At 53.9% G+C, this 15,379-nt stretch carries 7 protein-coding genes; 6 read left to right on the forward strand and 1 reads right to left on the reverse strand.

Annotated elements, in window-relative coordinates; genetic code table 11:
* Window positions 1-37 precede the first annotated feature (37 nt).
* Complete coding sequence (locus HRH59_RS02655; protein WP_173499720.1) at window positions 38-397, reverse strand: hypothetical protein; 360 nt, start codon at window positions 395-397, stop codon at window positions 38-40.
* A 331-nt stretch (window positions 398-728) separates the two neighbouring features.
* Between HRH59_RS02655 and HRH59_RS02660 the strand changes: the two genes are divergently transcribed.
* The 6 genes from HRH59_RS02660 to HRH59_RS02685 all read left to right on the forward strand — a co-directional run bounded on the left by HRH59_RS02660 (window position 729) and on the right by HRH59_RS02685 (window position 15,373).
* Complete coding sequence (locus tag HRH59_RS02660; protein ID WP_173499721.1) at window positions 729-6,563, forward strand: alpha-2-macroglobulin family protein; 5,835 nt, start codon at window positions 729-731, stop codon at window positions 6,561-6,563.
* 17 nt (window positions 6,564-6,580) lie between these two features.
* Entirely contained in the window at window positions 6,581-8,923 is a 2,343-nt protein-coding gene (gene pbpC / locus HRH59_RS02665; protein ID WP_331460143.1) for a penicillin-binding protein 1C, read from the forward strand.
* Between the two features lie 68 nt (window positions 8,924-8,991).
* A complete protein-coding gene (gene rlmC / locus HRH59_RS02670) occupies window positions 8,992-10,137 on the forward strand; it encodes a 23S rRNA (uracil(747)-C(5))-methyltransferase RlmC (RefSeq protein ID WP_173499722.1) in 1,146 nt (381 codons plus the stop codon).
* Between the two features lie 66 nt (window positions 10,138-10,203).
* A complete protein-coding gene (gene imuA, locus HRH59_RS02675) occupies window positions 10,204-10,872 on the forward strand; it encodes a translesion DNA synthesis-associated protein ImuA (protein ID WP_173499723.1) in 669 nt (222 codons plus the stop codon).
* A 1-nt stretch (window position 10,873) separates the two neighbouring features.
* The gene (locus HRH59_RS02680) at window positions 10,874-12,271 is read left to right on the forward strand and encodes a Y-family DNA polymerase (protein ID WP_173499724.1); all 1,398 of its coding nucleotides are present in this window, start codon (window positions 10,874-10,876) and stop codon (window positions 12,269-12,271) included.
* 6 nt (window positions 12,272-12,277) lie between these two features.
* Window positions 12,278-15,373, forward strand: coding sequence for an error-prone DNA polymerase (locus tag HRH59_RS02685; protein WP_173499725.1), 3,096 nt, complete (start codon window positions 12,278-12,280; stop codon window positions 15,371-15,373).
* The last annotated feature ends 6 nt before the right edge of the window (window positions 15,374-15,379 follow it).

Below are 15,379 nucleotides of genomic sequence, written 5' to 3' on the forward strand. Positions count from 1 at the left end.
AAGGAGCAGCGCCCCTTAATGTTTAAATAGCGGGTACTTAGAAACCTGTTTCAAATTGGGCTGTAGCTTGCAGAACTTCATAGGTGCCATCGGTATACAACACTGTTGCTTTACCAAGATGCTCCTGATAAGGCTGGATAGCTTTAGTGCAATAGGTTGCATTTGACGGACAACCTGATGTTGTTTCCTGCCAAATTACAGATGATATGGTTTTGGTTACGTCAACAATACGCCAAAGCGCATCATTTGGTGCATTATCAAGCGTATTTTCAAATCCCCAGCAACCACCAGTTGACCAGCGATCATAAGCGGCGGTATCAACCATGCACTCCATTTGCGCTGCCATACTTGAACCTGATGCAAGCAATAGTGCTAAAGCTGTAAGTGTTTTTTTCATGTTATTGTCCTGTTTTATATTGAATAAACCTTGATTGCTTTGCTTAAAGCGCATTCAGTCAACAGTGGAAATTCAGCTTGGTCAAATGATAATTTCGTATCATATGTTTATCATTTATTTGTCTTTTTGCGCGCAATGCCTGTCCGGCGGCAGTGGCGCATTTTACGGCAAAACGCGTATGCCGGTAATAAAGTAGCGATATAACAACTCTTTACCCTTAGGGGATTAAGAGTTTAAATACAAACTGCTATAGTTCATCGGTGATTAATTTTCGCCGCTTATACTCGGCCAACACACCCGAACAACGACACTCCAATAACAAGGATTGGTTATGCCTGCCTCTGCGTCATTTCTCAGTAAAATTTTCGGCTCGGTAAACTGGACCGCACCGCTGTGGTTACAGCGGCTGCAACAATATGCCAGGCAGCGTCCGGCCGGTTTTTGGGGCAGTATAGCGCTGCTACTGTTGCTTAGCGGTGCGGCAGTAGGGGGCTATTATTACTATCAACAATTACCTAAACCGCTGAAAGTTAAAGCAACAGTATACAGCCCGGCAGTTGGGCATTATCAGGATGATGTTGAGCAGCCCACGCCGCTGCGGCTGCAGTTTAGCTATGATATGAGCGATCAGGCCGGGCGCATTGCGCCGGTGCCGCAGCTTTCGGCGGCGCGGCTGGATTTAATCGGCGAGGTATTAAGCGAAGGTGTAAGTATCAGCCCCGCCATTGCCGGTAAATGGTTGTGGCAGGATGACAATACCCTGACGTTTACACCGGAGCAGGCCTGGCCTGCGGCAATAGCGTATCAGCTGACACTGGACAAACGCATTTTTGCCGCCGGTACTTTACTGGCAAAACAGCAATATAGTTTTAACACTGCGCCGTTAACGGCGACCATTAACCGGCTGCGTTTTTATCAGCACCCCACAGAACAAACTACGCGGCAAATAGTGGCTACGTTAAATTTCAGCCATCCGGTAGCTATCGACAGCCTGAAAAAGCAGCTCGCGATGACGATGCGGCCCGACGGCGGCGATGTGCGCAGCAAAGGTAATGCGTTGGAGTATACGCTAACCACAGATAAAACCGGCCGCGAGGTGTATGTGCAGTCGGCAGCGCTTAGCTTGCCTGAGCATGAGCAATATTTAACTTTGCTGCTAAAAGCCGGGGTGCAGGCACAAGCCGGCAATGGCAAAACCACACAAGACAGCTCACAGCAGCTGTTGGTGCCGGATAAAAGCAGCTTTTTAAAAGTAGAAGAGTTGCGCACTGACATTATCCGCGGCTCTGAGCAACAGCTTGACCAAGAGCCGGAGCAAATGCTGTTGCTGAGTTTTACCGATCGTATCGACCGTACCGAGCTGAAAAATAAGCTGAAGCTGTATGTATTACCCAAACACCCGCAGCGCAATTCGCACTATTGGGCGGCCGGCGAGGTAAATAGCAGTGTATTGCAGCAAGCCAATTTACTCAGTTTTGAGCTGATGCCCACCGCAGAGCAGCATGACAGTGCCTTTAGCATTAAGCTGGATCTGCCACCCGGCCAGAGCTTGTTTGTCAGTGTGCCCAAAGGGTTGCAGTCGGCCAGCGAGTTTACCCTGGCCAATGAGTATCGCGCTGTGGTGCAGGCACCGCAGTATCCGGTAGAGGCGCGCATAGTGGGTGAAGGCGCCATGTTAACCCTAAGTGGCGAGCAAACCGTGCAGTTGCTTAGCCGTGGGGTAAAAGGGGTACGGGTAAAACTGCATAAATTGCTGCCACAGCAGCTGAACCACTTTATCAGCCAAACCGGTGGCGATATCAGCCAGCCGTACTTTTTTAACTATAACTTTGATGAAAGCAATATCGGCAGCCGGCATGAAAAAACCTTTAGCCTGGCCAACAGCCATGCCAAACAGGCCAATTACCTGGCACTGGAGCTGAAGCCCTATCTGGCTCAAGCCGGCATGGGGGTATTTTTTATTCAGCTATCCGAATTTGATCCCTCACGGCCAAAACGCGAAGGCCGCGAGCTGGATAAGCGCGTGATACTGGTAACCGATTTGGGCTTGCTGGTAAAACATAATGCCGACACCACGCAACAGGTGTTTGTAATGTCGGTAGCCGATGGCAAACCGGTGGCTGGGGCAAAGGTAGAATTACTCGGTAAAAACGGCGTGGCGGTGCAAAGCGGCACTACCGATGCACAGGGCAGTGTTAAGCTGCCTAAAACCAATGGCCTGGTACGCGAGCGTCAGCCGGTGGTGTATCTGGTTAGCCGCAGCCGTGATGGTGTGACAGACAGCAGCTTTATTCCGTACGACAGGTACAGCCGCCAGTTAGATTACTCCAAATTTAATACCAGTGGCCGTTATCAGGATGAACAAAGCAGCAAGGCATTAAGTGCCTATATGTTCAGTGACCGCGGCATTTACCGCCCGGGCGAGCAGGTGCAACTGGCGGCTATTATCCGCCATAACGATTTATCGCTGGCAGAGCAAAAACTGCCGCTGAAAATTCAGGTGCAGGGCCCGCGCGGCAGTATCTTTTGGCAGCAAAACTTCCGTTTAACCGGCCTGGGTATGCACAGCTTTAGTCTGGACACTCAAGCGCACAGCGATACCGGTAATTACCATGCCAATATCAGCCTGCTGGACAGCAAAGGCAATACCGCGCGGCATTTGGGCTCGGTCAGCTTTGCGGTGGAAGAATTTCAGCCCGACACATTAAAAATAACCAGCCGTTTTAACCAACAGGGCGAAGGCTGGTTATCGCCACAGGATTTAGTGGCGCAGGTACAATTGGATAACTTATTCGGTACCCCGGCACAGCAGCGCCGCGTAACCGCTAAATTTGAGCTGATCCCCGCGGCGTTCAGCTTTAACGAATATAAAGACTATCGCTTTATCGCGCCAAAAGACGGCCAACTTAACCGTAGCAGCGTGCGGCAAAACCTGGATGAGCAACAAACCGATGCCGACGGTAAAGCCAACTTTAACCTGCCGTTGGCACAATACAGCGGCGGTACTTACCGCTTAGTACTGACCACAGAAGGCTTTGACGGCGGTGGCGGAAAAAGCGTGCAAAGTATGCACAGTGCGCTGTTGTCACCGCTAAATGCATTGGTGGGGGTAAAAAGCGATGGTGAGCTGGGTTATCTGAAAAAACAACAAAGCCGCAGCCTGCAGTTTATCGCCGTTAACCGCAGCTTAGCGCAGATAGCGCTGGATGAGTTAACGCTGAAATTGGTAGAAAAGCGGCCGTTATCGAGTCTGGTAAAACAACATGACGGCACTTATCAGTACCAGAGCATAGTGCAGGATATTGTGGTCAGTGAAGCGCCGTTCAGTATTGCCGCTACCGGCACGGCGTATCAGGTACCCACCGCTGAAGCCGGTGATTTTGAGCTGCAACTGTTGCAGGGCGAACAACTGCTGGGCAGTGTGGCGTTTAGCGTAATAGGCGCCGGTAATATCAGCGCCATGCTGGAAAAAAATGCATCCCTTAGCGTGCGGTTGGATAAAGCCGATTATAAAGCCGGTGAGCGTATCGAGCTGAATATTACTGCACCTTATACCGGCAGTGGTTTAATCAGCATTGAAACCGACAAAGTGCATGCTTTCAGTTGGTTTACTGCCGACACCACCAGCAGTATTCAGCATATAGTGCTGCCGGACGGTATTGAGGGTAACGCCTATATTAATGTCAGCTTTGTCCGTGGCAGTGAGTCTGATGCGCTGTTTGTCAGCCCGCTAAGCTATGCGGTGGTGCCGTTTAATATCGACCGTAGCAAGCGTGAGCTGGCGATCAGTCTGGTGGCGCCGCAGGAAGTACGGCCGGGCAAAGCCTTTACCCTGGGTTATAAAACCGACCAGCCGGCCGATTTGTTGCTGTACGGGGTCGATGAGGGCATTTTACAGGTGGCCGGTTATCAGTTGCCGGACCCGTTATCGCACTACCTGCAAAAACGCGCGCTGCAGGTGCGCAGCTTACAAATGCTGGATCTTATTCTGCCGGAATTCAGTGCACTTAAGCGCCAGTTAGCCGGGGTAGGCGGTGACAGCGAGCGCCGCGCCATGGCCGCGATGATGTTAGACAGTAATCTTAATCCTTTTGCCCGTCGCGCCGAACAGCCGGGGGTATTTTGGTTAGGCGTGGTAAAAGCCTCAAGCGAATTGGCGACGCAGCAGGTTACCGTGCCGGCCAGCTTTAGCGGCAATTTAAAACTGATGGCGGTTGCGGTAAGTGCAGAAGCCTTATCGGCGGTAAGCCGTGATTTACGCGTGCGCGGCCCCTTTGTGTTAACGCCGGATGTCCTTACCAGTGCGGCGCCCGGCGATGAGTTTGATATCAGTGTGTCGGTAGCCAATGGTGTAAAAGGCTCGGGTAAAGATGCTGCCGTGACGGTAACACTAACCTTGCCTGACAGCCTGAGCGCAACAGGTGCGACTGAGCAGCGGCTTAATATCAGCGAAAACAGCGAACAAAGTGCCCGCTTCCGGGTAAAAGCCGGCGATGTACCCGGCGAAGCCAGCCTGAGCTTCAGTGCCCGTTATCAGCAGGGCGACCTGGTGGAAGAAGCCAGCCGCAGTATCAGCCTGAGCATTCGCCCTGCCAGCCATTATCACACCAGCCTGCAGGCCGGTTACGCCGACAAGGGCCCGGTGACGCTTGATACCCGTTATCCGCTGTATACCGAATTTGCCCAGCAGCATGTTATTGCCTCGGCCAACCCGTTGGTGCTGGCAGAGAGCTTTACCGATTACCTGGCGCAATACCCGCACGGCTGTACCGAGCAGGTGGTGTCGCAGGTATTTCCCTGGATTGGTTTAGTGCAACAAAGTAGCTATCAGGCGCAGTGGCCGATGTTGAACGAGAAATTTGCCGTGTTAATCCAGAAGCTGGCAGAGCGCCAGCAAAGTGACGGCGGCTTTAGTTTTTGGCCGGGCGGTTACAGCAGTGCCGATTTCCCCAGTATTTATGTTATGCACTTCCTGTTGGCGGCACGCGAGCAGGGCCTGGCGGTGCCGGACTATATTTACAGCCAGGGGCTGGAATATCTGCGTAACGTAGCGCGGCAAAGCGGCGGTAATTTATACCAGGCACGCTTACGTGCTAATGCGATTTACCTGTTAACCCGCAGTGGTGAGGTAACGACCAACTATTTGGTTGAGTTACACGAGCGGCTGGAAAAACAACATAAACAAGCCTGGCAGGGCGATATTGCCGCCATTTATATCGCCGCCAGTTATCAGTTGCTGCAAAAGCCGGAGCTGGCACGGGGGTTATTATCCGGTTATCGCCTGGGTAAAACCTCAGCGCTGCAAAGCGGCTACCTGGCGCGCATCGCCACGCCATTACCGCCTTTTGCTAACCCGGCGTTTCAGTCACAGCTGAGCCTGGATGCGCAATATGTGTATCTACTTTCCAGCCATTTTGCTGAGCAGGCCAAAGCGCTGAATGGTAAAGATATTCTTAACCTGTTACAGCCGGTGTTTAAAGGGCAGTACAACACTATTGCCTCGGCTTATACCGTACTGGCGCTGTCGGCCTATGGCCAACTGCAAACTGACGCCGGCGCCACGCCACCAGCGTTTTATCAATTAGATGGCAAAGGTGCGCGTACGGCATTAACCCCGGCCGATAACGCCGGTGCTATACCACGCGCGGCCTTTAGTGCAGCGGCAGAGCAAATACTGATAGAGAGCCAACAGCAGCTGTTTTATGCGTTAAGCGAAGCCGGTTTTGCTAAAACGCCGCCGGCCAAAGCTGTAGCACAGCAGTTGGAAGTGGTGCGCGATTACCTGGATGCCGAAGGCAAAGTGGTTACTGCGGCAAAACAGGGACAAGAGCTTACCGTTCGCCTGCGCCTGCGCAGTTTAACCGATAGCTGGCACAGCAATGTGGCGGTAGTGGATTTACTGCCGGCCGGTTTTGCGGTGGTGCGCAGCTCGGTGCCACGTCAAAGCGGGGTTTGGCGTGCCGACTATGTCGATATCCGCGAAGACAGAGTGGTGTATTACGCCGGCTTTGGCCCGCAAATGACCGAGCTGCGTTATCAGGTAAAAGTGACCGCAGCCGGCGACTTTGTGTTGCCAACTGTATCGGCGCAGTCGATGTATGATTTGTCGGTATATGCTAATACGGCGGCGGGGCGCTTTGTTGTAACTGCCGCCGGCACGCATTAAGACGGACGGTACAGGCAGTGCGCATTAAAAAAGCCCTGTGCTGGCTGGTGTTGCCGCCGGGCATTATGTTACTGGCGGTGCTGCTTTTGCTGTGGCTGTCGGCAAAACCGCTGCTGTATGCGCACTACCAGCAAAGCAGTGCCTACTTTGCTGCAGACGGTAAGCTGTTAAGCCTGCGACTGGCGGCGGATCAGCGCTACCGGCTGCGGGTACCGCTGGCCGATATTGCTCCGGCACTGCAACAGGCTACGCTGTTATATGAAGATCGGCAGTTTTATCGCCATGTTGGCGTGGATATCAGCGCTGTTGGCCGGGCGTTTTGGCAAGGTGTAATCAAAGGCGGCCGGCGTCAGGGCGCATCCACGTTAACTATGCAACTGGCACGGTTGCGTTTCGGGCTTAATACCGCCAGCGTTAGCGGTAAGTTACAGCAGCTGGCGTATGCGCTGTATCTGGAGCGGCATTTTAGTAAAGAACAGATCCTCGAAGCCTATTTTAACTATGTACCTTACGGCGGCAATATTGAAGGCGTCGCCGCCGCCAGCCTGATCTACTTTGGCAAAGAAGCGCAGCGCTTAACACTGGCCGAAGCCTTAGCACTGAGCGTTATTCCGCAAAACCCGAACCAGCGCAGCCCGTTGAGCACGCAAGGCGCGCAGCAACTGGAGCTGGCCCGGCAGCGTTTAACTGCGCTGTGGTTAGCAGAGTATTCACCGACAGAGCAGGGCTCTTCACAACAGGAGCTGGCACAGCGGTTAAGCTTGCCGCTGAACTATTATCAGCGCACCGATTTAGCTTACACGGCACCGCATTTTATTAATCAGTTACAAGCGCAGGGCCTCAGCGGCGGCCGTTTTTACACCAGCCTGCAATACGGTTTGCAGCAGCAGATGCAACAAGGAGTGACAGCCTATTTGCGCCGCAATGCCGATAAAGGTTTCAGCAATGCCAGTGTATTGCTGGTAAAACGCAGCACTATGCAGGTGCAGGCCTGGATTGGTTCGGCCGATTTTTATAATGCGGCCATTGCCGGCCAGGTCGATGGTGTAACGGCACTGCGATCGCCGGGCTCAGCGCTAAAGCCGTTTGTTTATGCATTAGCGCTGCAGCAAGGCATTATTCATCCGCAAAGCCTTTTAACGGATTTGCCGCGGCGCTATGGCAGCTTTAACCCGGAAAATTTTGACCGCCAGTTTGCCGGGCCGATAAGTGCCACTGAAGCATTGATTAACAGCCGCAATGTGCCGGCGGTGCAACTGCAGGCCGGCTTAAATAAGCCGGATTTTTACCACTGGTTAAAGCAGGCACAGGTGCCGCTGCCACAAAATGCCGAACATTATGGCCTGGCGCTGGTGCTGGGCGGCATGGAAATCAGCATGCAGCAGCTGGTACAGTTATATGCGATGTTGGCTAACGGCGGGAGCTGGCAAGCGCTGCAGTGGCAGGCTGAAACTGACGCCATGCCTGCAACAAGGCAAACATTATTAACGCCGGAAGCGGCATTTTTAACATTGGATATGCTGCGCCAACATGCTAAACCACAGGCCGGCTTACTGAGCGAGCTAACCGACAGCGCGCCGGTGGCATGGAAAACCGGCACTTCTTATGCGTTTCGCGATGCCTGGTCTGTCGCACTTAGCGGCGACTATGTGCTGGCGGTATGGTTGGGTAATTTTGACGGCAGCAGCAACCCTAATCTGGTGGGGCTCACTGCAGCCGGGCCATTATTATTTGAGCTGTTAGCGCTGTTACCGCGTGATAAAGCCGCAGAGCAGCGTTTATTCAGCGCCGCTGATAAGCTGAACCTGAAGCAGGTGGAGCTGTGTAGCCGCAGTGGCGAATTACCGAATAAATACTGCCCGCAAACCCGGCCCGGCTGGTTTATTCCCGGCGTATCACCGATTAAAGTGTCTGATGTGCATCGTGCGGTGCCGGTATATCGCGCCACCGGGCTGCGCGCCTGTAGTCATCAGCCGCCGCAAACTGAACTGAAAGTATTTGAGTTTTGGCCATCGGATATTGCCCGCGCTTATCAGCTGTCCGGTCTTGTATTAACGCCGCCGCAATATCAGCACGCCTGCAGTGGCACGGCGTTGGCTGCACAACAAGCGCCGCAAATTCGCTCGCCACAGCACAACCTTACTTACCAGCTGGGCAAAAATGCTCAGCAACAAAAAATCGCTCTGCAAGCCAGCTTTGACGGCGCGGTAACCCGGGCACACTGGTTTATTGACAGCCGTTACCTCGGTGCCGTGGCGCCGGGTGAAACCTTATTCTGGCAGGGCGAAGCAGGGGAGTTTCAATTGCGGGTAGTGGATGATTTGGGTGGAGTTGCCAGTCAACGCTTACGTGTACAGTAGCGGATGGGTGCGTATAACCGCCAGCTGCGCTAGAATGGCGCCAATTTTTAACGGCCGGCGGATAATCTATGCACTGCGCCCATTTTGCAGCAAAGCGCTGCCTGTCTTGCCACTGGCTGGATAAACCCTATACGGTGCAGCTAAATGAAAAGCAGCAACAGCTGGCAAGTTTACTGGCGCCGTTTAATCCGGAGCCGTTGCTTGAACCGGTAGCATCGGCGGAGCAGGGCTTTCGCTACAAAGCCAAGATGGTGGCGCTGGGCACGGTAGACGAACCGGTGCTGGGCATTATTAACAACCAGGCTGAAGTGGTCGATTTAAGCGATTGTCCGCTGTATCCGCCTGCGTTTGCTGCGGCCTTTACATTGTGTAAAGCCTTTATACGGCGGGCAACACTCACCCCTTACGATATTGCAGCCAGGCGCGGCGAGCTGAAGTTTATTCTGCTTAGCCAAAGCCGGCACAGTGGCCGTTTTATGCTGCGCTTTGTACTGCGCTCAAAAAACTGTCTGGCATCGATTGAAAAACACTTACCCTGGTTATTGGCACAGTGGCCAGAGTTGGAGGTCTGCTCAGTAAACCTGCAACCTAAAGCGGCTGCGCTGCTGGAGGGCGAAGAAGAAATTATCCTGACAGAGCAAACACTGTTAGCTGAGCAGCTAAACCAGGTGCCGCTGTATTTAACGCCGCAAAGCTTTTTTCAAACCCAGCCGGTGATGGCCGCGGCGCTTTACCAAACGGCAGCCGACTGGGCGGTACAGTTGCAACAGCAACAGGGTGACTTCAGCCGGATTTGGGATCTGTTTTGCGGTGTCGGCGGCTTTGGGTTGCACCTGACTAAGCCGGCACAGCAGCTAACCGGCATTGAAATTGCGCCGGCTGCCATTGCCAGCGCACAGCGCTCTGCTGCAGAGTTGGGATTAAGCAAGGTGCAATTTCAGACATTGGACTCCGCCGCATTTGCCGCAGCGTCAGCACAGGCGCCTGACTTACTGGTGGTTAATCCGCCGCGACGCGGTTTGGGTAAACCGCTGTGTCAGGATATTGTGCGGCTGGCACCACGCTGGTTGCTGTATTCCAGTTGTAATGCGCAAACCCTGGCACAGGATTTAGCGGCACTAACAGACTATAAACTTCTGAAAGTACAGCTTTTTGATATGTTTGCTCACAGTAATCATTATGAAGTGCTGACACTGCTGCAAAGGCGGGTTTAGCCCCGCAGTTGCATCCTGCATAGCACAGTATATACTGTATCAATATACAGTAATATTGGGTGTGTTATGTCGGCGTTACTTCAACAATTAGCCAGACGCCAGTTGGTATGGCATGGTAATAGCCAGCAGGCAGCGTATCAGGCGGTAAGCTCCGGCTACCCACAGCTGGATCAACAGCTGGCCGGCGGCTTTCCATCTACCGGCCTTATTGATATTCAAACTGACACCGGTATTGGCGAGCTACGCCTGTTGCTGCCCTATTTACAACAACAGCAGCGCAGCGGCCGTTTGCTGGTATTTATCTCACCTCCGGCACAGCCGTGTGCCGATATGCTGGCCGCTGCCGGCATAGTGCTGTCGCAGTTAGTGATTATTACGCCTGAAACGGCCAAAGAAGCACTGTGGGCAGCAGAGCAGTGTTTGCAAAGTGGTTGCGCCGCTGCGGTGTTATTGTGGCAGGTGCCGCTGAAACTGGCGTTGGCACGGCGTTTACAGCTGGCGGCAGAGCAGGGCGCAGCCACTCTGGTGTTGCTGCGCCGGCCGGCAGCCGGCCTGAGTTTGCCGGTAAATTTAAGCCTGGAGTTAAAACCGCACCGGCAGGGGCTGCAGCTTAGCGTGCATAAACGCAAAGGTGGCTGGCCGGCAGCGGCATTTTTGCTGGATATGCAGCAGTACTGGCCGGCGCTGTATCCGGCGGCGGACAGCCCGGCATTACCACAGCGTAAGGCCGGCTAAGATGGCGCTGTATCTGTACTTACATTTTCCATCTTTGCAATGCGACAGTTTAGCGGATGCCGAAACGGCCGGCTTGCCGGTAGCGGTAGTGGATGCACAGCATCGTATTGTGCAGTTAAACACAGCGGCCGCGCAGCAGGGCGTTAAATTAGATATGGGGCTGGCCAGCGCCGCAGCGCTATGCCATAAGTTGCACCTGCTGCCTTATCAGCAACATCAGCAGCAGGCGGTATTAATGTCGATTGCACAGCAGCTGTATCAGCTAAGCGCTGATATTGCATTAGACGAGCCGGACGGCCTGTATTTACGCTTGTGTAATATGTTGCAGTTATATCAGGGCTTGGCTGGTTACCGCGCGGCGTTAATGGCTGCTCTGGCGCTATTGCCATATCAGTATTATTACGCCAGCGCCGCTACACCACTGGCGGCTAAATGTCTGGCGCTGCAGCGGCTTAATTTACTGACAGAGGACTGCACCGGCACAGACGCTGCCCTTAAACGCAGCCCGCTTAGCTTTACTGAGCTTGAGCCGGATATCCAACAGCAGCTGCAACGTTTGGGTATTGATAGCCTGGGGCGTTTACTGGCGTTATCAACAGCAGAGCTGGCGCGGCGTTTTGATAACCGTTTGGTCAGTTATCTTGGCCGTTTACGCGGTGAGTTTTTTCATGCGCTGGATTATATCCGGCCCGGGCCCGGCTTCAGCCGTTATCTGGAGCTGCTGTATGACATCAGTGATATGGCGGTGCTCAGTGCGCCGCTTAGCAAGTTGCTGCAGCAACTACAGCAACAGTTGGAGCGCAGTAATACCTTGTGCCATCAACTGACGCTGCGTTTGTATTGCCGTGACAGCGAGACAAAAAGCTACAGCGTCGGTTCGGCACAGGGTGAATACCGCGCGGCAAACTGGCTGAAACTGTGTCAGTTACAACTGGAAAGCCATCGCCTGACTGCGCCGGTATATGGCCTGCAGCTTGAGGTGACACAATTTGCACCGCAGCAGGCGCAAAGTGACGACTTATTCCAACCCCAGCAGGGCAATGTATCGGCTTTACAGCTGGTATCTTTGCTGCAGGCCAGGTTAGGCCGCAATGCGGTAAGTGGCCTTAGCCTGCAAAATCAGCATTTACCCGAGCAAGCCAGCAGCCGGCCGCTGCCATTATTGCAAACGAGATCGCTGACCGGGGCTTTGTTGCAACGGCCGGCATTTATATTGCCACAGCCGCGGCCACTGCAAGAGGCGGTAGAGATTAGCAGCGGCCCCGAGCGCTTGTGTCCCGATGGCTGGCAACTGGCTGCCCAGCGTGATTACTTTATTGGCCGCAATAGCAAAGGCCAGTGGTTGTGGCTGTATCGCACTGCGCAGCAACAATGGTTTGTGCACGGTTTGTTTAGTTAGCCGCCTATGAGTTACGCTGAACTGTTTTGTCAAAGCCACTTTAGTTTCTTGCATGGCGCGTCCAGCCCGCAGGAGCTGGTGCAGCAAGCGGCAGAGCTGGGTTACAGCGCGCTGGCACTGACCGATGAATGCTCGGTGGCGGGTATAGTACGGGCCTACCGGCAGATTAACGAGCAAGCGCTGAATATTAAGCTGATTGTCGGCAGTTATTTTAAGCTGGATAAGCTTGAACTGGTCTTACTGTGCCCGGATAAGGCGGCTTACGCCGAGCTGTGCCGCGTGATCAGTAACGCCAGGCGGCGCAGCACTAAGGGCGAATATTGCTTAACCGAATGGGATCTTATGTCGTTGCAGCACTGTCTGCTGCTGTGGTTACCCACCGGCGATAACGACAGCGATACGCATTGGGCCAACTGGCTGCAAAAATATCATAGTGAGCGGCTGTGGCTGGCGCTGCGCCGCGAGCTTAGCCATAACGAAGCGGCTTTTAACCACTATTGCCGGCAGTTGGTTCAGCAGTATCAGCTAAAGGCCGTCGCCTGTGGTGCAGTGCTGATGCATAGCCCACAGCGCTTGGCGCTGCAGCACTGCATAACGGCGATTAAAGCCGGTAAACCTATAGCTGAACTGGGGCGGCAGTTATTAAGTAATGCCGAGCGCGCACTGCGCCCGCTGGCGAAGCTGGAAAAACTGTTTAGCGCTGAGTTACTGCAGCAAAGCGGTGTGATTGCCGCGCGCTGCACTTTTTCGCTGCAGGAGCTGAAATACCAGTACCCCAGCGAGCTGGTGCCAGAGGGCGAAACGGCTGCCGGTTATCTGGCAAGGCTGGTCGTTGCCGGCAGTGCATTACGTTTTCCCGGCGGTGTACCTGATCGGGTGCAGGCCATTATCGACAAAGAAATGGCGCTTATCACCGAGCTTAACTACGAATACTTTTTTCTCACCATTTATGATGTGGTGCAGTTTGCCAAAAGCCGCGGCATTTTGTATCAGGGCCGCGGCTCGGCGGCCAACTCGGTTGTGTGTTATTGCCTGGAAATAACAGCGGTAGACCCGGAGAAAATTCAGGTACTGTTTGAGCGCTTTTTATCGCGGGAGCGCAAAGAGCCGCCGGATATCGATGTCGACTTTGAGCACGAGCGGCGCGAAGAAGTGATCCAGTATCTGTATCAGAAATACGGCCGCGAACGCGCAGCGCTGGCCGCTACGGTCATTAGCTATCGCTTTAAAAGTGCGCTGCGTGATGTCGGTAAAGCGTTGGGGTTGCCGATTAGCCAGCTGGATTTTTTAGTGAAAAACATCCAGCGCCGCGACCCGGCACTAAGCTGGCAGCAGCAGCTTAGTGCGCTGGGGCTTAACAGCAATAGCCAAACCACACAGCAGCTTATTACGCTGGTGGAGCAACTGCGCGGCGCCCCGCGGCATTTATCGCAGCATGTCGGCGGCTTTGTGATCTCACAAGGGCCCTTGTATGAACTGGTGCCGGTAGAAAACGCCGCTATGGCCGACAGAACTGTGATCCAATGGGATAAAGATGATCTGGAAACGCTGGAGTTGCTAAAAGTGGATGTGTTGGCGCTTGGCATGCTTACCGCTATCCGTAAGTGTTTTACACTGCTGAAACAACACGAACAGCAGGATTTAAGCATCGCCGGCATTAGCGCGCTGGGTGATGATGCTGCGGTGTATCAGATGATCCAAAAAGCCGACACCGTCGGGCTGTTTCAAATTGAATCCCGGGCGCAAATGAGCATGCTGCCCAGGCTTAAACCGGCCTGTTACTACGATTTAGTGGTACAAATTGCCATAGTAAGGCCCGGGCCCATTCAGGGCGATATGGTGCACCCGTATTTAAAACGCCGTGATGGCAAAGAAGCAGTGGACTATCCGTCTGAGGCGGTAAAAACGGTGCTGCAGCGCACCTTGGGCGTGCCGATATTTCAGGAGCAGGTTATCGCTCTGGCGATGGTGGCCGCCGGTTTTAGCGGGGGCGAGGCCGATCAGCTGCGCCGGGCTATGGCGAGCTGGAAGAAAACCGGCGAGCTGCTGCAATTTAAGCACAAGCTGATTGATGGCATGCAAAGCCGCGGTTATGCGCTGGAATTTGCTGAGCGTATTTATCAGCAAATTTGCGGCTTTGGTGAATACGGTTTCCCCGAGTCACATTCGGCCAGTTTTGCGGTGTTGGCTTATGTTTCAGCCTGGCTGAAATACTACTATCCGGCGGCCTTTTGTACCGCCTTGCTTAACAGTTATCCGATGGGGTTTTACAGCCCGGCGCAGCTGCTGCAGGATGCCAGGCGCCATGGGGTTAGCGTGTTGCCGTTGTGTGTTAATCAGTCGCAGTGGGATCACAGCCTGCAACAGCAGGGCAAGGCTATCAGGCTGGGCTTACGGCAGATTAAGGGCTTATCTTCGGCCGGGGCAGAGTTATTGCTGAAGCTGCGCCCGGCCGGCGGCTATCGTGATATACAACAATTGCGCCAAACCGGGCTTAGCCGCAGCGACTTACAGGCGCTGGCCAGTGCCAATGCGCTGAGCAGTATCAGTGGCGACCGTTACAACAGTCGCTGGCAATTGCTGGATACGCAGCACAGCCTGCCGCTGTTTGCCACAGAGCCAGAGCCGTTATCAAAGGTGGCACAGGTAGCACAAACGGCGCCGGCTTATTTAACGCCACCGGGTAAAGTAGAAGAAATGCTGGAGGACTACGCGGCCACCGGCCTTACGCTGTCAACCCATCCGTTGGCATTGCTGCGCCAGGCCGGCAAGTTACCGCGCAGCGTGCCGGTGGAAGAGCTGCATCGGGTGCGGCATAACAGCCCGGTGCGGGTAAGCGGCCTGGTAACGTTGCGCCAAAGGCCGGGCACCGCTGCCGGCGTAACCTTTATGTCGCTGGAAGATGAAACCGGCACGGCAAATGTGCTGGTGTGGCTGGCCACAGCGCAGGCACAGCAAAAGAGCTTTTTAACCGCCACTATTTTACAGGTAGACGGTATTTTGCAGCGCGAGGGTGAGGTAACCCATATTATCGCCGGCAAGCTGGTTGACTTATCGGCGCTTTTGGCTGAACTTAGGCTGTCGTCACGTGATTTTCATTAACGGGAA

It is taken from the genome of Rheinheimera lutimaris (genome assembly GCF_013283795.1).
Taxonomy (GTDB): domain Bacteria; phylum Pseudomonadota; class Gammaproteobacteria; order Enterobacterales; family Alteromonadaceae; genus Alishewanella; species Alishewanella lutimaris.